The organism is Anaerobutyricum hallii (genome assembly GCF_900209925.1).
GTDB lineage: Bacteria > Bacillota > Clostridia > Lachnospirales > Lachnospiraceae > Anaerobutyricum > Anaerobutyricum soehngenii.
The window spans coordinates 539,191-563,864 of sequence record NZ_LT907978.1; the positions used below are offsets into that span (position 1 = coordinate 539,191).

Sequence of the window (24,674 nt, forward strand, 5' to 3'; positions counted from 1 at the left end):
TTTTCTATCTCAAATTTCTGGTTTTCTGTTCTTTGGCTCCAGATGGAAATTAGTAGTTAAATCTTGGAAGGGAATAAGGGGATTGTCCAGAAGTTTATGGTTTGTATTTGGAGTGAAAATCTCCAGAAGAGGAATATCTTCTTACGGAATTATAATTGAACTTCTAAAGAAAAAAGAATTGTTATACGTTTGATTTTGTTCCGTTGCGCTAAACGCTTCATTTTGCCTCAAAAAACGAAAATTTCGGAAAAACGGGTCCGAAGTTTTCAGAGTCAAAATTCCACAGCGCAAAGTCACAAAATGCAATACGTATAACAATTCTTTTTTTCTTTCTCGTAGTTCACTTACAATTCAGCATAAAAATGTGTTTCAGCGGCTGACAGTTTTGATAGCAAATAGCAAACTAGTGATTTGGGTTGGAAAGAGAAGGGGGATTCTTTGGAAGATTATGATTTTTAATCAAATAACTATTTCTCCATAAGAAAATATTCCTTGTCTGGAGTCTTTATTTGGATGAAAACCATAGCCTTCTGGACAATCTCCTCATTCTCACCGATTGTGGATTTAGATAGTCAGAAAAAAGAAATACTGCCCTATCCCAGATGCGACTACAGAGCAGATGGGATAGGGCAGTATTTCTTTTTTCGTCTACACGAAATCTACAAACTAGTACTTCATCGTTTACTTGGGGCATTATTATCTGCTAAACTGGATGTAAATACGAAATTGGATATTATAGGAAATGAGTTTGATATTCCATTGGAAAGTGATATTAGAAGGGATGTGAATGATATGTGTAATCTGAGCCAGGGAATAAAAGAACAGGCATATGTGGAAGGTACTGAGAATGGAATCGCCATTGGAAAACAGGAAGGAATCACTATTGGAAAACGAGAAGGAATTGCCGAGACTATAGTTAAGATGTACCGAAAAGGATATGAAGCAGAGCAGATAAGCGATATATTAGATATGGAAGTTGAGGAGGTACGGGAAATTATAGAGAATGAGTAATTCAGTCCAATCTAATAGATAAAAAAGAAAACTATAACTCTGTCTTTGACAGTTGTAAGGATAAAAAACAGCCATAGAGCCTTTATTTAAGAGCTTTTTGGCTGTTTTATTTTTTGCAGCGATATGTGCTTGTGCTATTTACCGTTTTGCTTCTTATTTAGTTGTATCGATTATTATTCTTCCTCTGCAGGTGGGAGATGAATTTCATAAAAACAAAAAAGAACACTTGTTCAACAGTGCGATCCATGGTATAATAAAGTCAGTCGAAAACATAAATTATTAGATGTCCGAATCCGGAGAAGTTGATAATAAGAAAATATGCCCGTATTCGGGCAAAAGAATCGCGGGGCACGCGAGGATAGCTTGTAGATACTTGGCTCAGTAGAGCCATTGAGCAAGAAGCCCTCACTTCAAAGTCAGGGATTTAAGTGGTGGGAGCATGTCACTGTTAAAATCATGAAATAATTATAAAACTTTTTGTTCTATTTTTACTCATATTTTTTAACACATTGATGCGATTGGGGCAGGGGTTACAGTTTGCTTTCTGTCAGTATCAGTGTCCATACCGGTCCGGATACCGTTGGTATTGGTATCAGTTTCAGATAGAACGTTCAGAAAGGAGCAAAGTATCATATGTTTCAAATTTTTGTTGATTCCGCAGCCAATTTACCAGCTGTGATTGCAAAAAAATATAACATCCATGTCATTTCTTTTGTTAATCTGATTTCGGGTAAGGAGGTTACCTGTTATAATCCAGATCTTTCGCCTGAAGAAGAGCGCCAGAAAGGTACAGAGTATTATAATGCCATGCGTGAGGGTTGCGAGATTAAAACGGGGCTGATCAGTACAGCAACTTTTGAAGAAGAGTTTGAAAAGGTATTACAGGCAGATCAGGATGTCTTATATTTTTCTTTGAGTAAAAATATTAGTGGGAATTATAATTCTGCAAGATTAGCGGCAGAAGAAGTAATGGATAAGGAGATCAATGGTCGTAAAATACGCTTAATCGATACGCTTAATGCTTCGCTTGCGCAGGGGATTCTTGCTATATATGCCAGTGAGATGAGAGATAAAGGTATGACTGTTGATGAAGCTGCGGATATTATGGAAAGCTATGTCGGAAAAATGAATGGTGTGTTTACTGTTGGAGATCTTAAGTATCTTTCCCGGACAGGCCGGATTAAGGGAAGTGTTGCCACGATTGGAAATGTCCTCAAGATTAAACCTATATTAAGAGGGGATAAAGATGGATATATTGTCACTTATAAAAATGTTCGTGGCCGTAAATCCGCTTTAAATACTCTGGTGAATCTGGTTTGCAATAATATCGTAGATCCGGAACAACAGATTATTGGTATTGCTCATGCCGATGCCTACGAAGATTCCCTTTATATTATGAATAAAATACAAGAAAGAATCAAAGTACGAGATTTTATTAATACTTCCTATGATTTTTGTACAGGAAGTCATGTCGGTCCAGATACGATCGCACTGTTTTTCCTTGGTAATGACAGGGAGTTATCACAAAATTAATATCAAAATTTTTTAAACGGCGTAAATCCAAGATGTGATTTGCGCCGTTTTATAGTGCTATTGCAAATGAGATGTCATAAGACAACTTATGATTTTAACATAATATAGCAAGAATTCTCCTTCCTCTGCAGGTGGGAGATGAATTGCGTAAAAACAAAAAAGAGAACACTTGTTCAATGACACAATCCATGGTATAATAGAGTCAGTAGAAAAGGAAAAATAAATCATAATGCGCAGCCGAGAACGGAACTTAGTAAATTTATCAATGCCTGTAAAAGCACCAGTAGCAGACTATTGAAAAAGGAGTATCTGGAAATCAGGGAAAAGCTTTGGAAAGAAGCCTTTTGGAGTCAGAGTTTCTGCCCTGCTGACAGCAGGAGGGGTTCTAGTAGAAGTAATCCATCAAGACATTGAAACCCAGGGAGGGAAAGAGTATTGAACATAGCATATCGTTTCCGAATTTATCCGACAGAAGAACAGAAGATACTTCTTGGCAAAACATTTGGCTGTTGTCGTTTTCTGTATAATCAGATGCTCAATGATAAGATCCGGGAGTATGAAAAGACAAAGAAAATGTTAAAAAACACACCGGCCATGTATAAAAAGGAATATCCATTTCTGAAGGAAGTAGATTCGCTGGCGCTGGCAAATGTCCAGCTTCATCTGGAAAAGGCCTATAAGAATTTTTTTCGGGATCCCAAGATTGGATTTCCAAGGTTTAAGTCAAAACATCATTCCAAAAACAGCTATACAACGAATGTGGTCAATGGAAATATCCTGGTGGAAAGTAAGCGGATCCGGCTTCCTAAATTAAAATGGATTGCCATGAAAAAACACAGGGAGCCAGCAGAAGGCCTTCGCCTGAAATCAGTGACGGGTTAGTATGGAACCATCCGGAAAATACTTTGCAAACCTGCTTTATGAAGGATACAGCTGTGAAAACCAAGCTGCTGAACCGGATTACAGTACTGCAAAGATACTTGGGATTGATTATGCAATGCAGGGAATGGCAGTGTTTTCAGAAAAGGTTGAGACGGAAGAAGCAGGATTTTTTAGAAAAAATGAAAAAAGACTGGCAAGGGAGCAGAGAAAGTTATCAAGATGCGTACGGGGAAGCCATAATTATGAACTGCAGAAAAAGAAAGTTGCCAGATGTCATGAAAAGATACGAAATCAGCGAAGAGATCATCTGCACAAACTTAGCCGAAAAATTGCAGACGGTTATGATGCAGCTGCAGTGGAAGATATCGATATGAAAGCAATGGGTCAGTGCCTGCATTTCGGAAAAAGCGTACAGGATAATGGATATGGCTTGTTCAGGGAAATGTTAGACTATAAGCTGGCGTGGAAAGGAAAGAAAATGGTAAAGGTAGACCGTTTCTTTCCTTCCAGTAAAAAATGCTGTAAATGTGGAAGGATAAAGAAAGAGCTGAAATTATCCGAAAGAGTCTATCACTGTGTGTGTGGAAATAAGATGGACAGAGATCGTAATGCAGCAATCAACATACGTGAAGAGGCAAGAAGGATGTTGACAGCATAAACTGTCCGTATCCGGGCCAAAGAATCGCGGGGCACGCGAGGATAGCTTGTAGATACTTGGCTCAGTAGAGCCATTGAGCAAGAAGCCCCCACTTCAAAATCTATGATTTAAGTGGTGGGAGCATGTCACTACGATGTACAGGAGGCTTTTTTGTATGAATATGTCGCAAAACTGTATGAATTATATTCATTTTACACAGGAAAGTGTAGTCGGTACATATCAATGGAAAGGTGATATAGACCTTGCAAATATTGTTTTAATAGGTTTAGCAGAAGACCTTCCAGAAAAAGAAGAGAAATATGAACTTCATCGTTTGCTGGGAGCATTATTATCTGCTAAATTGGATGTAGATGAGAAGTTTGACATTATAATACAAACGAAATTATCCTATATAAAAGCAGTATTAAAAAACAGATATTAATAAAAGCAGTCATTCTCCATTTACAAAACTATAGCAAGAGAATATCTGAAAAAGGAAAATCCTGGTAAATAACAAAAAGAAAAGTATTTGCTATGAAGATATAGCATGAGATATAATGAAAGTGACATTAGAAAGGATGTGAATGATATGTGTAATCTGAGTCAGGGAATAAAAGAACAGGCATATGCAGAGGGAACGGAAAATGGCATTGTGAAAGGTGTTGCTATTGGAAAACAGGAAGGAATTGCCGAGACTATAGTTAAGAGGTATCGGTGATGATTTTGTATCATGGGAGTAATGTAACCGTAGAACAACCAAAACTTATTAAGCAAAATCGCTATTTAGATTTTGGATTCGGTTTTTATACTACAACGAATCGCAATCAGGCAGTAAATTTTGCACAAAAAGCAACCCATCGTCGAAAAAAAGGTAAAGCAACGCTAAATATTTATTCAATAGATGAAATAGTAGCATTTAAGGAAGGTAGCTTGCTTAAATTTGAAAGTCCAGATGAAGCATGGCTGGATTTTGTAGCGGCAAATCGTCAGGGAACGTATCAGGGTAAGCAAAGAGATTTTATCTATGGAGCGGTTGCTAATGATGACGTTTACAGAACCATTACTCTATATATGACTGGTGTATTAGACAAAAAACAGACATTAGAAGCACTTAAAATTCGCAAATTATTTAATCAGATGGTGTTTGCAACGGAAGAATCTTTAAAATACCTGCATTTTGAGAGGAGTGAGCTTGTATGAATGATAATCAGTTTAGTGCGATGCTGGCGATTATTGTACCACCGATTATTGAGCAGATTATAAAGAATAGTAATGTAGATGAAAATAAGGCTATTTCAAAATTTTATCAATCTGAGCTGTATAAAGAACTTGCGGATGAAGAGTCAAAATTGTGGCATTATAGTCCTCTGACATTGTATACTATGTATCAGGATGAGCTTTTAACAGGAAGTTATGATTATCCAGAGGAGGCATAAGTTATGAGTAAAGAAGCGAACTTTTTAATTTATTGCATGGAGCGATACCGTTATTTAAAGAAGCTCTCAGGTGCAGATGTGGCGAGAATTTTTGAAAAATACGATATTTATGGATATATAACAAAATATTTTGAAGCATTGCATACAATGGGAGATAATTATATTGTGCAAGATATTGATGATTATATTGCTAATGCGGTAAATACTAATCAGATAAAGGTATAAACGGATATGTGTAATCTGAGTCAGGGAATAAAAGAACAGGCATATGTGGAAGGTACTGAGAATGGAATCGCCATTGGAAAACAAGAAGGAATTACTACAGTCCAATCTAATAGATAAAAAAGAAACCGACATAAAGCCGGCTTCAAAAGAGAGGAAAGTATGAAAAAATCTATCAAAAATCTGTTGTTGTTTTTGATGGTTTTATGATACTGGAAATTTGTGAACAGGTTGTGAGTAAAGAATGAAGATAATCTGACGAAAAAAGAAATTGCTGACGTTTTTTTGTAAGAAATGCAATTTATCAGTAAAAAGTAGCATGACAAAGAGCAAGCTGGGAAATGGCTTGCTCTTTACTTTATATAACGTTATTGTTTGAATAACTTTTTTCAACAAGTTAAATTAACACTTTTTATTATCAAATGCTGGGTTGAATGCATAGAAATTCCGGCTGTCTAAGTGGTCTTGCACAATTCGGAGACTTTCACCAAATCTTTGAAAGTGTACGATTTCTCTTTCACGAAGGAATTTAATCGCAGCATAAACATCCGGGTCATCTTTTACAAGACGGAGGATATTGTCATAGGTAGTGCGTGCCTTCTGCTCCGCAGCCATATCCTCCATCAGATCTGTGATCGGGTCACCGGTAGACTGCATAGTATCTGCACTCCATGGAGTGCCACTTGCGGCGATCGGATAAATGCCGGTTGTATGGTCAACATAATAATCAGCAAATCCCTGTTCTTTAATCTGTTCTATCGTGAGATTACGGGTGAGCTGGTGAACGATCGTGCAGACCATTTCAATATGGTTTAGTTCTTCAGTACCTACAGAAGCATCAGAAGAGGAGACGAAAACGAAATTGGAATACAGACAAGGCTGTGTTCATATATTGGGTAGAGCTACATTTGCAGGAGTATTCATTTTTATGAATATGAATAAATATGAGTGTTTGAATCAGAAAAAGAAATATTGTGGAGAATCTCCTTTTTCGGGTAAGAAACGAGTTGCGGCGTATTGTCGTGTTTCGACGGAGAGAGAGGAACAGGCGCAGTCTTTTGAAAGTCAGTGCAATTTTTTTCGATGTTATATTGAGGAGAAGAAGGAGTGGGAATTTTATAAGGTTTTTGCAGATGAGGGGATTTCGGGGACGAGTACGAAGAAAAGGGAGCAGTTTAATCGGATGATCGCGGAGGCGAGGCAGGGTAAGTTTGATTTGCTTCTTACAAAGGAGATTTCCCGTTTTGCAAGAAATACGCTTGACAGTATTTATTATACGAGGGAGCTTCGGAAGGTGGGAGTCGGGGTACTGTTTTTGAATGACGGAATCAATACGTTAGAGGGAGATGCGGAGCTGCGTCTTTCGATTATGGCATCAATTGCACAGGAAGAAAGCCGGAAAACATCGGAGAGAGTGAAATGGGGGCAAAAACGCCGGATGGAGGAAGGTGTTGTCTTTGGAAGAAGTATGCTTGGTTATGATGTGAAAAATGGGAAAATGTATGTGAATGAGGAAGGGGCTAAAGTTGTTCGGAAAATATTTTATAAATTTGTTTTAGAAAGAAAAAGTACACACACGATTGCGAAGGAGCTTTTAGAGGAAGGAATTTACCCTATGCGGAGTAAAAAATGGAGAAATACGGTTATTTTAAGAATTTTGCAGAATGAAAAGTATTGTGGGGATCTTGTGCAGAAGAAGACATTTACACCGGATTATCTTTCGCATGAGAAAAAATATAACCGGGGTGAGGAAGAGTTTGTTATTATTAAAAATCATCACGTGCCGATTATTTCGAGAGAAATGTTTGAAAAAGCGGAAAAGATTTTTGAGGAAAAACAAAAGAAGAGGTAAACCATATCCTACAAATCCGTTAAAAAATATGCTACTATTGATAATAAGAAATAGTCGAGGGAGGTACACATATGGGGAGTTATATGAATCCAGGAAGTTTTTCATTTCGTGGGAGTCTGCGTTCTAAAATATATGTAGACAAAAGCGAATTGATTGCAAAGATAAATGAAGTTCTTTACACTGAGCAGAAGTATATTTGTGTAAGCCGTCCGAGAAGATTTGGTAAGTCGATGGCAGCAAATATGCTTGCAGCATATTATGATCGAAGTGAGAATACAGAAGAATTATTTCAGAATCTTATGATTAGCAAAGATAGTTCATATAGGGAAAATCTAAATCAATATGATGTGATTAAGATTAATATGCAGGAATTTTTAAGCCTGTCGGGGACGATAGAAGAAATGCTGCAAATGCTTAGAGATTATCTGCTTTCAGATTTTAAAGAAGCTTATCATGAAGTACATTTTCGAGATGAAAAAAATCTAATTCAGGTTATGAAAGATGTTTTTTCTTATACAAAATGTCCGTTTGTAATTCTGATTGATGAGTGGGACTGCCTGTTTCGGGAATATAAACAGGACAAAGAAGCCCAGAAGAAATATTTGGATTTTTTACGGGTCTGGCTGAAAGATAAAGATTATGTAGCACTTGCATACATGACGGGAATTCTGCCGATTAAAAAATATGGGTCTCACTCTGCACTAAATATGTTTACAGAATATTCGATGACAAATCCGCGCGAAATGGCGGAGTATTTTGGGTTCACAGAAGAGGAAGTAGAGAAATTGTGTGAAAGATTCGACCGCAATTTTGAGGAAACTCATACCTGGTACGATGGATATGAACTGGTAAAAATAGATGGGAAAGAGAAAATCTATTATTCCATGTATAGTCCTAAATCAGTAGTGGATGCCATGTTGAGTGGTGTGTTTGATAACTACTGGAATCAGACAGAAACCTATGAAGCACTAAAAGCATATATAAAGTTAAATTTTGACGGACTAAAAGATGCAGTGATTCGTATGCTTGCAGGAGAAAGAGTTCAGATTAATACGGGGACATTTTCCAATGATATGACGAGTTTTCAGGGAAAAGATGATGTATTAACTCTGCTGATTCATTTAGGATATTTAAGTTATCACTGGCCGGACAAAACAGTTACAATTCCAAACAAAGAAGTATCTCAGGAATATATCAATGCAATCAGTACGATGGACTGGTCTGAGGTGACAGCATCCATTGAAGATTCCAGAATGTTGTTAGAAGCTCTTTGGAATATGGATGGAAAAGCTGTGGCAGAAGGAATTGACAAAGCACATCAAGAGATTTCCATTTTGCAATATAACAACGAAAATTCATTAAGCTGTACTATACATCTTGCATTTTATTTTGCGAGAGAATATTACACGATAGTCAGAGAACTTCCAACAGGAAAAGGATTTGCAGATGTTTGCTTTATTCCAAGAAAAATGCATCTCGATAAACCGGCTGTAATTATAGAATTAAAATGGGATAAAAGTGCAAAAGGAGCAATCAGCCAGATTAAGGAAAAACATTATGTAGAGGCTTTGAAAGATTATCAGGGAAAGTTATTGCTAGCAGGAATTAATTATGATAAAGACACAAAAAAGCATACCTGTATGATAGAAGAATTCTGATTTTGGGCTGTTGCTTTACATACGGTGTCTCCCTATCTGTGTTAACCCGAAATTTACAATAATTTTACAATAATTCCACTTTATCTTGATAGAAGAGCATACAAAAACTTGCTATCTTATATAACGTAGATTCTAAAGTTTTCAACAAAAGAATGGCGAAAAGGAAAAGAGGTTATTATGAGAAAGCTTATGTGGAAAAAAGCTGCAGCAGCAGCTATGACTGCAACAATTTTAGCAACAAGTGCAACAGTTCTTCAAGCGGCTGCCCCACCGGACGGATATACGAATGCACAAGATACCGTAGAGGCTTACGGTGGAGCCTACAGCAATTGGATGACAAAGTGGAACAGTACAATCAGTAAGGATAGAGAGCAGATTTCTCTTTCTCCGGGAAGTGACAACAGTTCATTGAATTTTGCATGGTATACAAAGAAAGCTTCTGGAATTCAGAAGTTAAAGATCGCAGAGAATAAGAGACTTACGAATGCAAAAGTATATGAGGCAAAGCAGACAGAGGCAGTGACAGACAAAGATGATACAGCATATGTATCAAATAAAGTAACTGCAACAGATTTAAAGGCTAACACAACCTATTATTACAGTTATCAGAAAGACGGACAGTGGACAGCACCAGAAAAATATACAACAGATAATGGCAGTAAGTTCAGCTTTATCTTTGTAGGTGATCCACAGATTGGTTCTTCAAATGAATTAAAAGGACAGGATACGGCCGAGTTTTATAATGCACAGTCTGCAGCAGTAGCAAATGATGCATTTAACTGGAATACAACTTTAAGCCAGGCGATGGAAAAGACAAATAATAAAGCAAGTTTTGTTCTTTCTTCTGGTGACCAGATTCAGAGTACAAAGAAAAAGTCTCCGAATAAGGCAGCGTGGGGAAGTGAAATCGAATACAGTGGATATTTAAGCCCGGATGTATTAAAGAATCTTCCGGTAGCAACTACTGTAGGTAATCATGATGCAGACAATGCAAACTACACCTATCATTTCAATACAGCAAATGCCAGTGAACTTGGTTCAAATAAAACCGTTGGCGGTGACTATTGGTTTAAACATGATAATGCTTTATTTATTATGTTAAATACACAGGACACCAATGTAGAAGAACATAGACAGTTTATCGAGCAGACGGTAGCAGCAAATAAAGACTGCAAGTGGAGAATCGTTACACTCCATCAGGATATTTATGGTTCTGCGGAACATTCTAATGAACCGGAGATCACAAACTTAAGATATCAGCTTGCACCAATTTTCGAAGATAACAAAGTAGATGTTGTTCTTACCGGACATGACCATGCTTATTCTCGCACACAGATTTTAAAGGGTGGACATAAAACAACAGAGTATTCTAATAGTGATTTCAAATCTATGTTAAACAAAGATATGGATGCCGGAGAGAATCCAGATACGGTATACACAGCAAAAGAAAATATTAAAGCAGACACGACAGATCCATCTGAAAAAGCATATCTTGATTACTTGAATCAGGTAATGGATAAAGATGCCATTCAGCAGGTAACAAAGAAGGGTACAACCGTATTTAATCCAACTGGTATTCTTTACATGACAGCAGGTTCTTCCTCAGGAAGTAAATACTATGACCTTGTTCCAAGACAGCAGAGCTACATCGCAAACCGCTGGCAGCAGGATGTCCCTACTTATTCGGTTATTGATATTACAGATACAACATTTACGATCAATACATACCGTACAGACACAGAAGAAAAGATTGACGAGACATTCAGTATTGCAAAAGTAAACGAATCTGAAAATAAAAATCAGACAGAAGATAAGAAACAGCCGGCTACAGAAAAGAAAGATACAACCAAACCAATTGAAACAGCAATTGCACCAAAGAAAGCAGTGCTTAAGAAAGTAAAAGCAACTGGTAAAAAGAAAGTAAAAATAATTGTTAAAAAGACTTCTGAAAAAATCAATGGATATGAGGTGATTTTATCTACGAAGAAGAACTTTAAGAAAGCAAAGAAGGTGACAACAAAGGAAAATGTTGTTATAGTGAAAAAATTAAAAGCTGGTAAAAAATATTTCGTAAAAGTACGTGCCTTCAAGAAGGTGGGTAATAAAAAGATTTACGGAAAATATAGTACAGTGAAAAAAGTTATTGTAAAGAAGTAGCTATAAAGAAGTAGCTGCAAAGAAGTAATAAAACAGCAACAGTGAAAAAGTAACAGTAAAAAAATAACAGCAAAGAAATAACAGGAGATCTTATGTCAGAAGAATTAAAGAAAACTGACATAAAAAAGATTGCAGGAAGGGGATGTCTGGTGGTAGCGGGCATCCTGTTTCTGCTCTTTTTATGTCGATATAATCAGATAAAAAAAGAATCTTTATATGATACAGAAGGAAGAACATTTGCTAAGGCAGAGGTAACGGATATTTTGCAGGATAATGAGACGAAAGATGGGATTTATATTGGCAGGCAGCTTGTAAAATTAAAAGTTACTTCGGGAAAATGGAAGGGAAAAACGATGGAAGCAGACAGTTCTTCTGCCTATCTGTATGGAGCACATTGCAAAAAAGGAAGCAGGGTAATTGCACTAATCAGTGAGGCAAATGGTTCTTTTTCAGCTTCTGTCTACAGCGTGGACAGAGAGATGCAGGTGTATTTGATTATAGCCATTTTTCTACTGACATTAATTATTATCGGAGGAAAGCAGGGACTTGCTTCTGTAATTGGACTTGCATTTACGGCGATATGTATTTTATTTTTATTTTTACCGATGATATATAAAGGACATTCTCCGATTCTGGCAGCGGTGATTGTTGTTATCCTGACGACAATTGTAACGATGTATCTTGTAGGCGGGGCTTCAGGAAAGACAGCAGTAGCCATTGCCGGAACTGTTTTAGGAGTACTGATCTCTGCACTGTTTGCTTTGATATTTTGTAAAATGACAGATATAAGCGGGTATAATGTATCAGCGATCGAAAGCCTGATCTATGTAAGAGATCAGACAGGAATAGAAGTAGGACAGCTTTTATTTGCAGGTATTCTTATTGCTTCTTTAGGTGCTGTCATGGATGTAGCAATGTCGATCTCATCAACGATAGAAGAAATATCTTATCAAAATCCTGAACTGGGGATAAAAGGCTTATTTTTTTCTGGAATGCGTGTCGGAAAAGATATGATGGGAACGATGTCAAATACATTAATTCTTGCCTTTGCAGGCGGTTCGATTAATACACTGGTATTTATCTATGCTTATAATTATGAATATTTGCAGATGATCAATATGTTTGATATCGGAATCGAAATCATTCAGGGAGTTGCTTCAAGTATGGGAGTCATCCTTACTGTACCGATCTGCTCATTTTTGTCAGCATGTATACAAGGAAAACAAAAGAAAACCTTGACAAAAGAAAAATAGTAATATATTATGAACCCTAGTAAGGAAATGGAAATTGAGGAGCAATATTATGATGATGATGTGTGTCATGCCAATGAATTACATAACTTGTAGCTGTGAAGATTCACAGATGGATATGTCTTCTGTGAGGGAGACTGGCTTGCCTGCACATAATGATCAGAATGCGTGTTTATAGATTTTCAGAAGATTTGTTTGAAAAGAGCTTGAGAAGGATGGATTACCAGAGCTCTTATTTCGGCAGAGATTATAATTTTCATGACACCAGAGATGAGTTTCAAGCAGGTAGTGATACCTGCTTTTTTCTTTCATACCAAAAAGAAACTTAATGGCAGGTAAATACCGACCGCAAGCTGAAACAATTTTCATAAAAACCAGGGAGGAAGAATAATGGCAGAGATTGTAATAGAGAATCTCTATAAGTCTTTTGATACAAAAGATGGAACAGTAGAGGCTCTTAAAAATGTTAATTTAAGCATCGAGTCCGGAGATATTTACGGTATTATCGGTATGTCCGGCGCTGGAAAGAGTACATTAGTACGATGTATTAACTTTCTTGAAGTTCCGACAAAGGGACGGGTTCTTATTAATGGAAAGTCTTTAGGAGATTATACTTCAAGAGAACTTAGAAAGCAGAGAGAAGACATCGGAATGATTTTTCAGCATTTCAACTTACTGATGCAGAAAAATGTTTTGGAAAATGTTTGTTTTCCGTTGTATATTCAGGGAAAGTCCAAGAAAGATGCTAAAAAGCGTGCAAAGGAGCTTTTGGATATCGTTGGACTTGGGGATAGAACTGGAGCATTTCCGGCACAGTTGTCCGGTGGACAAAAGCAGAGAGTTGCGATTGCGAGAGCATTGGCATCTGATCCAAAGATTCTTCTTTGTGATGAGGCAACCAGCGCACTTGACCCACAGACAACATCTTCTATTTTAGCATTGTTAAAGGATATCAATGAACGTTTTAATATCACGATCGTAATTATTACCCATCAGATGTCTGTTGTTCGTGAAATATGTTCTCATGTAGCGATTGTAAAAGGCGGCGAAGTAGCAGAACAGGGAACAGTAGAAGAGATTTTTACACATCCCAAGACTGCAGTTGCAAGAGAACTCCTTAAGAATGATGTTGGTGACGGAGAAGAAAAGAACAGAAAGACAACAAGTGGCAAGGAACTGATTCAGAGTGGAGAAAAGATTCGAATCGTCTTTTCCGAGAATTCAGCATTTGAGCCAGTCATTGCCAATCTGATTCTTAATTTTAATGAGCCGGTAAATATTTTAAAGGCAGATACAAAGAATGTCCGCGGTGTGGCAAAAGGAGAAATGATTCTTGAATTTGCGCCGGACTGTACAAAAAATAAAGAAATGAAACAGTATCTTTTAGACAGAGGATTAGATTTAGAGGAGGTGAATGAGAATGTGGACTAAAGAAATAACAGATATGATCGTCAGTGGTGTATGGGCAACACTTTACATGACACTTGCTTCTACAATCTTAGGATATGTATTTGGACTTCCGATGGGTGTCCTTTTAGCAATCACAGATAAAGAAGGATTAACACCAAATGCAATCGTATATAAAATATTAGATGTCATCGCAAATATCGTTCGAAGTATCCCGTTCCTAATCCTTCTTATTTTGCTTATTCCATTTACAAAGCTGATCGTTGGACAAAGTTATGGTTCTACAGCAACTGTTGTACCACTTGTGATCGCAGCAATTCCATTTATTGCTCGAATGGTGGAATCTTCTATTAAAGAAGTAGATCCGGGTGTTATTGAGGCAGCTCGTTCTATGGGAGCAAGCAATATGCAGATCGTTATGAAGGTTCTCTTAGTAGAAGCCAGAACATCCTTACTTACCGGAGCAACAATCGCAATCGGAACAATTCTTGGTTATTCCGCAATGGCAGGTTGTGTCGGCGGTGGTGGACTCGGTGATATTGCCATCCGTTACGGATACTATCGTTATCAGACAAGTATTATGATCGTTACGGTTGTACTGCTTGTTGTACTTGTACAGATTTTCCAGAGTATTGGTATGTTCCTTGCAGCCAAACTTGATAAGAGAAAATAAAATTCAGATCAATTTCAGATCAATTATAGTTATCAACTATTTGGAGTCAGCAAATTCAAGTCGAGCAGCCGCGAGACTTGGCGCGTGATTCTGGTCAGCGTAAGCTGACATATTCTTTACAGAATCACTGCGCATCCTCGCGGAGCGTTTATCTCAGTCGAAGATTGGACTCCCACTGAGACAAATTTGCTGTCACTCACCACCTGAAAGAGGTAGGAGTCTTCTCGACTGAGATAAAAGATTCTCTGAATAGTTAGAATAAATAAAAAATGCACTCAGGAGTCTTCTTACAAATCATGCACAAAAGACTCCGAGAGCACATAAAAAAGAAAGAGAGGAAACAAACATGAAGAAATTTGGAGCATTTTTATTAGCAGGTGTACTTGCAATCGGAACATTAACCGGATGTGGAAGTACAGATAAGAAGGCAGAAGGTTCTACAGGAAGTACAGACAGCAAAGTCATTAAAGTTGCAGCTTCTGCAACTCCACACGCAGAAATCTTAGAAGAAGCAAAACCGCTTCTCGAAAAAGAAGGATATGACTTAGAGGTAACTGTATTTGATGATTATGTACAGCCAAACGAAGTTGTAGACAGTGGAGATTTTGATGCAAACTACTTCCAGCATGCGCCTTACATGGAACAGTTCAATAAAGAAAAAGGAACAAAATTAGTAGATGCAGGCGATATTCACTACGAGCCATTCGGAATCTATCCAGGAACAAAGAAAAGCCTTGATGAAATCGCAGATGGCGACGAAATCGCTGTACCAAACGATACAACAAACGAGGCAAGAGCATTACTTCTTCTTCAGGACAATGGTATTATCAAGTTAAAAGACGGTGCAGGACTCACAGCAACTGTAAATGACATCGCAGAAAATCCACACAATATTAAGATTGTTGAGTTAGAAGCTGCACAGGTAGCACGTGTAACAGGCGAGACAGCTTTCGTTGTATTAAATGGAAACTATGCCCTTCAGGCTGGATACTCTGTAAAAAAAGATGCCCTCGCTTATGAAGCAGCAGATTCAGAAGCAGCAAAAACTTATGTAAATATCATCGCAGTAAAAGATGGAAATCAGGACAACGATGCGATCAAAGCATTAGTAAAAGTTCTTAAATCTGATGACATCAAGAAATTCATTGATGAAAAATACGATGGTGCAGTAATTGCATTTGAATAATAATTTGTAGATTTCGTATAGACGAAAAAAGAAAAAATACCATATCCCATCTGCTCTGTAGTCGCTGTGTTTAAGATGCTTATCCGCATCTTAAACACGCTCCGAAGCCGCATCTGGGATATGGTATTTTTTCTTTTTTCTGACTATTCCAAACCCACAGTTGGCTCCAGAAGGAAATTAGTATTTTTGTTTGAGAGAGAGGGGAATGCTCAGAAGGCTATGGTTTTTATTTGGAATAAAAATTTCCAAAAGGGGATGTTTTCTCACTGAATTGTAGTAAATCTTCTAAAGAAAAAAGAATGGTTATAAGTTAGATTTTTTTACTATAGTTTTCGTACAATTCAGCATAAAAATTTATTTCAGCGGCTATCTGGTTTTGATAACAAATAGCAAATTGGTAATTTTTGTTAGAAAGAGAAGGGATTCTCTAGAAGATTATGAGAGTTAACCAGAGAAAAAATTCTCTAGAAGGTTATGGATTCTCGGGAAATTAAAACCTAAGAGATTGACACATTTCTTCTGGAAGTCTCCATCTGAATAAAAAGCGTAGACTTTTGGAGAAGCCCCATTCTCGCCAACTGTAGATTTAGAATAGCCAGAAAAAAGAAAAAAATAATACATCCCAGATGCGGCTTCGGAGCGTGTTTAAGATGCGAACGAGCATCTTAAACACAGCGACTACAGAGCAGATGGGATGTATTATTTTTTTCTTTTTTCGTCTACACGAAATCTACAAATTCGTATTTTGATGCTTCTGTACCTATATCTGTGAGGATGCCCATAACAGGACGGTAAGGCATGGCAAATCGTTGGGAGAGATAACGCATCGCAGCTCCAGTCTCTCCATCAGGGCCCCCAAATTGCGAGATGATTGCCTTGGCCATGGCCGCATCAGTTCTTTTTATATTAATTGGATACTCTAATCTTTTTTCATAATTCCACATAAACCTATCCCTCCATTTCCCATGGCCATGGTTTATTGGCCCATGCCCAGAATTCTGTGTCTTTTGGAACTGTATCAAGATTCAGAGGTGAGAAGCGGCTGCTATATTCTTTGATGGCCTGTTTTCTTGCATTTTTATAATATTCAAAATATTCTAAAGCTTCTTTGCTTTCGGGATGTGTATCAAGAAACATGGCACAGTCTAGTGCAGCAAAGCTTACAAGATCAATATAACGCTTGAGTTTTTTTTGCTCGGCGCAGCAGCTGCAGCCGTTGTTATAATTGCGGTTATGATTGGAATTAGAATTCATGTTTCGATTATAATTACAGTTTAAATTGCAGTTTTCAGAAGAATTTATATTTTGCATCATTTTCGGCACCTCCTTCCAAGAAAAGCCAGATCAAGTTCCTGAAAGATTGTGCCAGCACATAATGCGTTTTCTGGTTTATATATATTCTGCCATTTCTGCCATGGTACATAAGCCATAGCAAGAGGCAGGGAATCAAGTTTTACAGTTTCCTTTTCCTGTGTACATGAACAGGAAGAGTGATAAGAATTATCCATCATAAAAGCATCTCCTTGTTTTGTAAGATTCATAACTATTCAGAGTAATACAGATTCTAAACTATTATGGAATCTGTATTTAAATTTGTGGATGGATTTATTTTGAAAAGTTAGTCTGAACAGTTACTATAATTTATATATATGACAAGGAATAGAATGTGTCCGTAAGATATGCATTTCAGACTGTATACAAATTCAATAAATAATATGTTATAAAAATACAAGAAATCCGGATTAGCAAATGTAATATTTTATGGATATTGTTATAAGAGTATCAGAAAGTGATTCAAAAGTTTGGAGAGTGTACAAATTGACAGAAATATGCGGGAGGGAGTATAATATAAAAATAACTGTTTTATTTCAGAATATGTTAGTTCCCCAAAATAACATATTAGAAATCCCCAAAACAGTGAGAGAGTCTTCCGGAGAATCTGTTTTTTCGGAAGACTTTTTTTATCTCAGTCGAGAAGACTCCCACCTCTTTCAGGTGGTGAGTAACAGCTCGACTTGAATAAAAAGAAATTGCACACGCCTTGCATTTTTGTAATCTGAACTGTATAATATAAGATTGAATATAAATTGCTTTATTTTTTGTAGAGAAAGGAATGGAACAATGACAAAGATAGATATTATTTCTGGTTTTCTTGGAGCCGGAAAAACAACTTTAATTAAAAAACTTATTGAAGAAGGACTGAAGGGTCAGAAGGTTGTTCTGATCGAGAACGAATTTGGTGAGATTGGTATTGACGGTGGATTTTTAAAAGAGTCTGGTATTCAGATTAATGAAATGAATTCCGGATGTATTTGCTGTTCTTTAGTTGGTGATTTTAATACAGCTTTAAAAGATGTGTTAGAACAGTATACACCGGATCGTATTATCATCGAACCTTCAGGAGTTGGCAAGCTTTCTGATGTTATGAAAGCAGTACAAAAAGTTGTGGATGCAGAAGAGAATGTTGTATTAAACAGTCATATCACTGTTGCGGATGCGATGAGAGCGAAAATGTATCTGAAAAACTTTGGAGAATTTTATCGTAATCAGGTTGAGTTTGCCAGCGCAGTAATCTTAAGCCGTTCACAGAATGTAAAAGAAGATAAGTTAGAGAAGGCAGTAGCGCTTCTTCGTGATATTAATGGAAAATGTCCGATTGTGACAACTCCTTGGGAAGAGCTTAGTGGGGCACAGCTTCTTGAAGTAATGGAAGGTGAGAATGATTTTGCTAAAGAATTGATGGAGGCAGCACAGGTTTGTCCTGAATGTGGACATCATCATGAACATGGTGAAGAATGTCACGAACATCATCACGACCACGATCATGAATGTCACGAGCATCATCACGACCATGATCATGAATGCCACGAGCATCATCACGACCACGACCATGAATGTCATGAACATCATCATGACCATGACCATGATTGCTGTGGTCATGATCATCACCACCATCATGCGGATGAAGTATTTACAAGCTGGGGAAAAGAAACTCCGAAGAAGTATACAGAAGAAGGAATTCGAGCAATTCTTGATACATTATCTAAAGAAGACTCCAATGAGTATGGAATTATCTTAAGAGCAAAGGGTATTGTACCGGATGAAAACGGTAAATGGATTCATTTTGATCTTGTACCAGGTGAAGATGAAGTACGTTACGGTTCAGCAGAATATACTGGACGAATTTGCGTTATTGGCTCAAAACTTAATGAAGACAAGCTGGCAGAGCTTTTTGGTTTATAAAAATGTATCCTGGGAATTTTTGATAAAAACAGGGACGAAAGATTTTAAGAATACACAAAAGCCCACAGGAGGAGATGTATGTTAAGTAGAAAGAAGAAGCTGGAAATCCCGGTATATTTATTTATGGGATTTTTAGAGGCCGGAAAGACAACCTTTATTCAGGAAACGCTGGAAGAAGATTATTTTAACGATGGAGAGAGAACACTTTTATTCGCCTGTGAAGAGGGAATGGAAGAATATGATGAAGAACTGTTAAAAAGAACGAATACAACACTTGTCTATGTAGAAGATCAGGAAGATTTTAATACAGAATTTCTTACCAGTAAACTTTTGGAGCACTATCCGGACCGCGTGATTATAGAATATAACGGTATGTGGACCATTGATCATATGGTAGAAGCGTTAGAAGGAACTCCACTTATGATATTCCAGACAATTGTAAGTGCTAATGCGGAAACATTTGATTTATATATGAACAATATGCGTTCCCTTGCTGTAGAAATGTTTAAGATGGCAGAATTGGTTATTATTAACCGCTGTACGAAGGCAACACCAAGAGCAACTTACAGAAGAAGCATTAAAGCAGTAAACCGTAGTGTTCAGGTTGTTTTTGATTCAATGGTTCCAGGTGAAGACATGGGAGAAGAAGAGGAAGAGTTACCATTTGATATCAGCGGAGATGAGATTCATCTTGAAGATGATGATTATGGAGTATGGTTTATTGATGCCATGGAACGTCCTGAACTCTATGACGGAAAGACTATGGTAATGAAAACAAGAGTATTTAAAGCAATGCGTATGCCAAAGGGAACTTTCGTTCCGGGTCGACATGCGATGACATGTTGTGCTGATGATATTCAGTTCATTGGATATCTTTGCCATACAAACCATGCGAAGTCCTCTACAATTAAATCTCTTAAGAATAAGATGTGGATTATACTTACCGCAGAAGTAAAAGTAGAATATAACGAAGAATATAAAGATAAAGGACCGGTACTATACGCCAAACGAATTGAAGCAGCAGAACCGCCAGAAGAAGAATTAGTATATTTTTAAATACTAATTTGATGGACTAAAGAGACGAAAAGCAGAAATTTAATAGAAAAGAAAATGTGAAGATAGTCGCTTCGCAGAAAATGCCTGCTCGGCATTTTTACTCGCTCTGACATCACATTTTCTTTTCTATTAAATTTCTGCTTTTCTGTGCTTTGGCTCCAGATGAAAATTAGTATTTAAATCTTGGATGGGAATAAGGGGATTGCCCAGAAGGCTATGGTCAGAATTCCGCAGTGCAACGGAACAAAATCAAACTTATAACAATTCTTTGTTCTTTATCATAGTTTTCCTACAATTCAGCATAAAATTTTGTTTTAGCGGCTGTCTGGTTTTGATAACAAATAGCAAATTAGTGATTTCTGTTGGAAAGAAAAAGGGATTTTCCAGAAGATTATGAGAGTTAACCAGAGAAAAAATTCTCCATGAGGTAGGAGTAGATAAATATAATTTTTATACAATCGAGTAAGAAAGTATCTTCTTCTAGAGATGTTCATTCCAATGAAAACCATAGCATTCTGGACAATCCCCTTCTTCTTACTCAAATCCAAATACTAATTTCCTTCTGGAGCCAAAAAGCAGAAAACCCGAAATTTAAGATAGAAGAAAATGTGATGTCGGAGCCAGTAAAAATGCCGAACAGGCATTTTCTACGCCGCGACTATCTTCACATTTTCTTCTATCTTAAATTTCTGGTTTTCGTTTCTTTAGTCTTTCAAATTAGTATTTAATCCCTATTCTCACTAATTGTGGATTTAGATAGTCAGAAAAAAGAAAAATACCATATCCCAGATGCGGCTTCGGAGCGTGTTTAAGATGCGAATGAGCATTTTAAACACAGCGACTATAGAGCAGATGGGATATGGTATTTTTCTTTTTTCGTCTACACGAAATCTACAAATTCGTAGTTGAGTTTTTATTCTTGTGTATTTATAATAATACTATGTGGGTATGCTATAAAATAATATTTTACAGATTCTGAAAAGAAATGATAAAAGAGCATGTCCAAGATAAGAAATGTGTTCTAAGATTTTTTTCTGTGTTCATATTTACAGAAAATATTATAAGAGTACATAATAAGAAAACAGGAGGAAAGGCTTTTAGAGTGTCCGGTGGAGACAGAGATACTGTTGATGCAATGGGCAAGAAGAAAAAAGTTGTAAAAGCATGAAGGAAAAGTCAGTAAAAAGTAATGGGAAAGACAGCAGGGAGTCGTTTAACAGCCGGTGGGGATTTATTCTTGCCTGTATCGGTTCCGCAGTAGGAATGGGAAATATATGGATGTTTTCTACCAGAGTTTCTCTCTATGGTGGAGGTTCATTTTTAATTCCGTATTTTATTTTTGTTATCTTGATCGGATCAACTGGTGTTATAGGAGAGATGAGTCTTGGACGAGCTGCAAGATCCGGACCGATTGATGCCTTTGGTATGATTTGTGAACAGAAGGGAAAAAGGAAGATTGGGGAGGCTCTTGGAATGATTCCGGTGCTTGGATCTCTTGCAATGGCAATTGGTTATACAGTAGTTATGGGCTGGATTTTAAAGTATGCTGTTGGTACATTTACAGGAGCAACGCTTGCTCCGGAAAGTATAGAAGATTTTGGCGGACGTTTTGGAAGTATGGCATCTGCATTTGGTAATAACCTGTGGCAGATTGGTGCGTTGATTATATGCATGGCTATTTTGATGTTCGGTGTAGGAAGGGGAATCGAAAAGGCAAATAAAATATTGATGCCGGTATTTTTTATATTGTTTGTTATTCTTGGCATATATGTGTTTTTTCAGCCGGGAGCTGCTGCAGGATATCATTATATTTTTCGTGTAGATAAAGCAGCGTTATTAAGTCCAAAAACATGGATATTTGCACTTGGGCAGGCATTTTTCTCTCTGTCTGTTGCGGGAAATGGAACGTTGATCTATGGTTCCTATCTTTCTGATGAAGAAGATATTCCGGCATCGGCAGGAAGAGTTGCATTTTTTGATACAGTAGCAGCAATGCTTGCAGCACTTGTTATTATTCCTGCGATGGCAACGACAGGGGCGCAGCTTAATCAGGGAGGTCCTGGTCTGCTCTTTATTTATTTACCGAATCTTATAAAATCAATGCCGGGAAGTACATTGATTGCAATGATTTTCTTTGTAGCGGTGTTATTTGCAGGAATGACATCATTGATTAATCTTTATGAAGCGCCGATTGCTACCGTACAGGAAAAATTACATATAGGAAGAAAGCCAGCGTGTCTGGTTATTGCAGTGATTGGTATCGTTATGTCGCTGTTAATCCAGGGAATTGTATCTGGCTGGATGGACGTTCTTTCTATTTATATTTGCCCACTTGGAGCAGGTATTGCAGGAATTATGTTTTTCTGGATTGCGGGTGAAAAATATGTGGAAGTACAGGTCAATAAAGGAAGAGAAAATACATTTACAAAATTATATTTTCCGATATGTAAATATATTTATGTGCCAATCTGTATTTTAGTTCTTGTATTGGGAATTGCACTTGGCGGAATCGGATGATATAGAGATATAGATTATGAGAATATTATGAGAATATAGTAGAGAAATAAGTGTATGGGAAAGGTGCTGCAAGCACAAGTTATGGAGAGAAAGTGTGAGAAGGTTCAGTTATACAATTAAAGAAGAACAGGGAATTCATGCCCGTCCGGCTTCTTTTCTTATTCAGGAAGCCAGAACTTATGAAAGCCGTATTACTATTCGTGTAAAGGGAAAAGAAGCAGATGCATCCAATATTATTGCTGTAATGGCTTTAGATGTCGTATGTGGGCAGAGAGTGGAAGTAGAGATCTGTGGAACAGATGAAGGCGTGGCATATCGGGGAATGAAGAAATTTTTTGAAGAGAACTTATAAAACATTTTGATTTTGTTAGGAAAAACAGAAATAAAAATATAAGGAGAGATTTATGAATATTTTTGATGTGATCGGTCCGGTCATGGTTGGACCTTCTAGTTCCCATACGGCAGGAGCAGTAAGGATTGGATTTGTGGCGAGACAGCTTTTAGGAGAAGAGGTCAGAGAAGCAAAGATTTTATTATATGGTTCTTTTCTTGCAACAGGCAGGGGACATGGTACGGATAAAGCTTTGGTTGCGGGACTCCTTGGTATGAAACCAGATGATTACCGAATTCCATCAAGTATTGACATTGCGGAAGATAAGGGTATGAAGCTTTCTTTTGGGGAAGCGGTGTTAAAAGAAGCGCATCCGAATACGGCACAGCTTTATTTAAAAGGTGTTTCAGGCAAGACGCTAGAGCTTATCGGACAGTCACTTGGTGGCGGCCGGATCAATATTGCAGAGATTGATGGAATCGAGACGAATTTTTCAGGAGAGAATCCAACATTAATCGTACACAATCTTGACCAGCCGGGGCATGTATCGGAAGTCACCTCCATGCTTGCGCATAAGTCAGTGAATATTGCAACAATGCAGTTATACCGTTCTGCTAAGGGAGGAAAGGCCGTTATGGTTGTTGAATGTGATCAGGAAGTTCCAAGGGAAGGAATTCGTTGGTTAGAACGGGCAGAAGGCGTTCTTAAGGTGACGTATCTTGGAAAGGAAGAGGAAAAGTAAATGACGGAATATCACAGTATTCAAAGTTTATTAGATCTTTGTAAAGAGCAGGAAAAACAAGTATGGGAAGTTGTGCAGCAGGCCGATATGGAGGAGAGTGGCGCAACGGAAAAACAGGTTTTTGAGAAGATGCGTTTTATGTATAAGGCGATGCAGCAAGCAGATAAAGACTATGAAGCAGATTTGAAGTCTCAGAGTGGAATGGTTGGCGGTGACGGGGAAAAGATGCGTCAGTTTAATGCCAGTGGAAAGAATCTGTGCAGTGAGTATTCCAGTCTTGCAATGGAAAAAGCATTGAAGATGGGAGAATCGAATGCTTGTATGAAAAGAATCGTAGCAGCGCCTACCGCAGGTTCTTGTGGAGTGATTCCAGCAGTTCTTTTAAGTTATGAAGAGAGTAAAAATGCAGAGGAAGATGAATTGGTGAAGGCGCTTTTTGTTGCTTCCGGTATCGGAAAAGTTGTTGCGGAAAATGCATCGATTGCCGGAGCATTTGGCGGATGCCAGGCAGAAATCGGAACGGCAAGTGCGATGGCTGCCGGGGCATTGGCATATCTGCAAGGTGCAGATAATGAGCAGATTATGCAGGCGGCAACCTTCGCCCTAAAAAATATGCTTGGACTTGCATGTGATCCGGTTGGTGGTCTGGTAGAAGTTCCCTGTGTTAAAAGAAATGTAGCAGGAGTTGTGAATGCGATTTCAAGTGCTCAGCTTGCTCTTGCAGGTATTACCAGTGTGATCACTCCAGATGACACAATCGATAGTATGCGCCGTATAGGAAATGATCTTCCATCCTGCCTGAAAGAAACCAGTAAAGGTGGTCTTGCAGTAACAGAATCGGCAAAAAAGATTATGGAACGGTTTAAAACCTCATAAATAAT

At 37.7% G+C, this 24,674-nt stretch carries 24 protein-coding genes and 3 pseudogenes; 23 read left to right on the top strand and 4 right to left on the bottom strand.

What is annotated here, in order from left to right; all coding sequences use genetic code 11:
- Positions 1–513 precede the first annotated feature (513 nt).
- The 10 genes and pseudogenes from EHLA_RS02345 (at position 514) to EHLA_RS02380 (ending at position 5,724) form a co-directional block, all read left to right on the top strand.
- Positions 514–1,011 carry a hypothetical protein gene (locus EHLA_RS02345; RefSeq protein WP_242970658.1) on the top strand — a complete coding sequence of 166 codons (498 nt, stop codon included), beginning with the start codon at positions 514–516 and terminating at the stop codon, positions 1,009–1,011.
- A gap of 633 nt (positions 1,012–1,644) precedes the next feature.
- Positions 1,645–2,544 carry a DegV family protein gene (locus tag EHLA_RS02350; protein ID WP_096239179.1) on the top strand — a complete coding sequence of 300 codons (900 nt, stop codon included), beginning with the start codon at positions 1,645–1,647 and terminating at the stop codon, positions 2,542–2,544.
- Positions 2,545–2,775: 231 nt separating this feature from the next.
- Positions 2,776–2,983 (top strand): annotated as a pseudogene (locus tag EHLA_RS02355) (transposase); the annotation flags it as partial.
- Complete coding sequence (locus tag EHLA_RS16865; protein ID WP_330399843.1) at positions 2,980–3,426, top strand: RNA-guided endonuclease TnpB family protein; 447 nt, start codon at positions 2,980–2,982, stop codon at positions 3,424–3,426. The pseudogene EHLA_RS02355 and the gene EHLA_RS16865, both read left to right, overlap by 4 nt.
- Position 3,427: 1 nt before the next feature.
- Entirely contained in the window at positions 3,428–4,084 is a 657-nt protein-coding gene (locus tag EHLA_RS16870) for an RNA-guided endonuclease InsQ/TnpB family protein (RefSeq protein ID WP_330399844.1), read from the top strand.
- A gap of 154 nt (positions 4,085–4,238) precedes the next feature.
- Positions 4,239–4,505, top strand: coding sequence for a hypothetical protein (locus EHLA_RS02365; RefSeq protein ID WP_242970659.1), 267 nt, complete (start codon positions 4,239–4,241; stop codon positions 4,503–4,505).
- A 105-nt stretch (positions 4,506–4,610) separates the two neighbouring features.
- Positions 4,611–4,781 (top strand): hypothetical protein, encoded by a 171-nt coding sequence (locus EHLA_RS16190; protein WP_157908536.1) that lies wholly within the window; start codon positions 4,611–4,613, stop codon positions 4,779–4,781.
- Complete coding sequence (locus EHLA_RS02370; protein WP_096239180.1) at positions 4,781–5,263, top strand: DUF3990 domain-containing protein; 483 nt, start codon at positions 4,781–4,783, stop codon at positions 5,261–5,263. Before EHLA_RS16190 ends, EHLA_RS02370 begins: the two co-directional genes overlap by 1 nt.
- Positions 5,260–5,499: a hypothetical protein gene (locus EHLA_RS02375; RefSeq protein WP_021907305.1), complete on the top strand. Its 240-nt coding sequence runs from the start codon at positions 5,260–5,262 to the stop codon at positions 5,497–5,499. Before EHLA_RS02370 ends, EHLA_RS02375 begins: the two co-directional genes overlap by 4 nt.
- Before the next feature lie 3 nt (positions 5,500–5,502).
- Positions 5,503–5,724 carry a DUF3791 domain-containing protein gene (locus EHLA_RS02380; protein WP_021907306.1) on the top strand — a complete coding sequence of 74 codons (222 nt, stop codon included), beginning with the start codon at positions 5,503–5,505 and terminating at the stop codon, positions 5,722–5,724.
- A 399-nt stretch (positions 5,725–6,123) separates the two neighbouring features.
- Here EHLA_RS02380 and EHLA_RS02385 read toward each other — a convergent pair.
- Positions 6,124–6,552 (bottom strand): annotated as a pseudogene (locus tag EHLA_RS02385) (manganese catalase family protein); the annotation flags it as partial.
- Positions 6,553–6,649: 97 nt separating this feature from the next.
- Between EHLA_RS02385 and EHLA_RS02390 the strand changes: the two are divergent.
- From EHLA_RS02390 to EHLA_RS02420, 7 genes are all read left to right on the top strand, one after another.
- A complete protein-coding gene (locus tag EHLA_RS02390; protein WP_096241531.1) occupies positions 6,650–7,573 on the top strand; it encodes a recombinase family protein in 924 nt (307 codons plus the stop codon).
- Between the two features lie 71 nt (positions 7,574–7,644).
- Positions 7,645–9,231, top strand: coding sequence for an AAA family ATPase (locus EHLA_RS02395; RefSeq protein ID WP_096239182.1), 1,587 nt, complete (start codon positions 7,645–7,647; stop codon positions 9,229–9,231).
- Between the two features lie 177 nt (positions 9,232–9,408).
- Positions 9,409–11,388 carry a purple acid phosphatase family protein gene (locus EHLA_RS02400; RefSeq protein WP_242970660.1) on the top strand — a complete coding sequence of 660 codons (1,980 nt, stop codon included), beginning with the start codon at positions 9,409–9,411 and terminating at the stop codon, positions 11,386–11,388.
- Positions 11,389–11,480: 92 nt separating this feature from the next.
- Positions 11,481–12,641, top strand: a complete 1,161-nt coding sequence (locus tag EHLA_RS02405; RefSeq protein WP_096239183.1) for a YibE/F family protein — start codon at positions 11,481–11,483, stop codon at positions 12,639–12,641.
- Positions 12,642–13,028: 387 nt separating this feature from the next.
- Positions 13,029–14,069 carry a methionine ABC transporter ATP-binding protein gene (locus EHLA_RS02410; RefSeq protein ID WP_021906927.1) on the top strand — a complete coding sequence of 347 codons (1,041 nt, stop codon included), beginning with the start codon at positions 13,029–13,031 and terminating at the stop codon, positions 14,067–14,069.
- Positions 14,059–14,718, top strand: a complete 660-nt coding sequence (locus EHLA_RS02415; protein ID WP_096239184.1) for a methionine ABC transporter permease — start codon at positions 14,059–14,061, stop codon at positions 14,716–14,718. The genes EHLA_RS02410 and EHLA_RS02415 overlap by 11 nt, the downstream gene beginning before the upstream one ends.
- A gap of 346 nt (positions 14,719–15,064) precedes the next feature.
- Positions 15,065–15,904, top strand: coding sequence for a MetQ/NlpA family ABC transporter substrate-binding protein (locus EHLA_RS02420; protein ID WP_096239185.1), 840 nt, complete (start codon positions 15,065–15,067; stop codon positions 15,902–15,904).
- Positions 15,905–16,656: 752 nt separating this feature from the next.
- On the opposite strand, the pseudogene EHLA_RS02425 reads toward EHLA_RS02420, so the two are convergent.
- The 3 genes and pseudogenes from EHLA_RS02425 to EHLA_RS02435 all read right to left on the bottom strand — a co-directional run.
- Positions 16,657–16,848, bottom strand: a pseudogene (locus EHLA_RS02425) (manganese catalase family protein); the annotation flags it as partial.
- Positions 16,849–16,852: 4 nt separating this feature from the next.
- On the bottom strand, positions 16,853–17,218 hold the full coding sequence (locus EHLA_RS02430; protein WP_242970661.1) for a spore coat protein CotJB: 366 nt from the start codon (positions 17,216–17,218) through the stop codon (positions 16,853–16,855).
- The gene (locus EHLA_RS02435) at positions 17,215–17,415 is read right to left on the bottom strand and encodes a spore coat associated protein CotJA (protein WP_330399845.1); all 201 of its coding nucleotides are present in this window, start codon (positions 17,413–17,415) and stop codon (positions 17,215–17,217) included. The genes EHLA_RS02430 and EHLA_RS02435 overlap by 4 nt, the downstream gene beginning before the upstream one ends.
- Before the next feature lie 610 nt (positions 17,416–18,025).
- Here EHLA_RS02435 and EHLA_RS02440 point away from each other — a divergent pair.
- The 6 genes from EHLA_RS02440 (at position 18,026) to sdaAA (ending at position 24,669) form a co-directional block, all read left to right on the top strand.
- Positions 18,026–19,147 carry a CobW family GTP-binding protein gene (locus EHLA_RS02440; protein ID WP_096239187.1) on the top strand — a complete coding sequence of 374 codons (1,122 nt, stop codon included), beginning with the start codon at positions 18,026–18,028 and terminating at the stop codon, positions 19,145–19,147.
- A gap of 78 nt (positions 19,148–19,225) precedes the next feature.
- Positions 19,226–20,203 (top strand): GTP-binding protein, encoded by a 978-nt coding sequence (locus EHLA_RS02445; protein WP_096239188.1) that lies wholly within the window; start codon positions 19,226–19,228, stop codon positions 20,201–20,203.
- A 1,164-nt stretch (positions 20,204–21,367) separates the two neighbouring features.
- Positions 21,368–22,720 carry a sodium-dependent transporter gene (locus tag EHLA_RS02455; protein ID WP_096239190.1) on the top strand — a complete coding sequence of 451 codons (1,353 nt, stop codon included), beginning with the start codon at positions 21,368–21,370 and terminating at the stop codon, positions 22,718–22,720.
- A gap of 94 nt (positions 22,721–22,814) precedes the next feature.
- Complete coding sequence (locus EHLA_RS02460; RefSeq protein WP_096239191.1) at positions 22,815–23,072, top strand: HPr family phosphocarrier protein; 258 nt, start codon at positions 22,815–22,817, stop codon at positions 23,070–23,072.
- A gap of 52 nt (positions 23,073–23,124) precedes the next feature.
- Entirely contained in the window at positions 23,125–23,793 is a 669-nt protein-coding gene (sdaAB, locus tag EHLA_RS02465) for an L-serine ammonia-lyase, iron-sulfur-dependent subunit beta (protein WP_096239192.1), read from the top strand.
- Positions 23,794–24,669 carry an L-serine ammonia-lyase, iron-sulfur-dependent, subunit alpha gene (gene sdaAA, locus EHLA_RS02470; protein WP_096239193.1) on the top strand — a complete coding sequence of 292 codons (876 nt, stop codon included), beginning with the start codon at positions 23,794–23,796 and terminating at the stop codon, positions 24,667–24,669.
- The last annotated feature ends 5 nt before the right edge of the window (positions 24,670–24,674 follow it).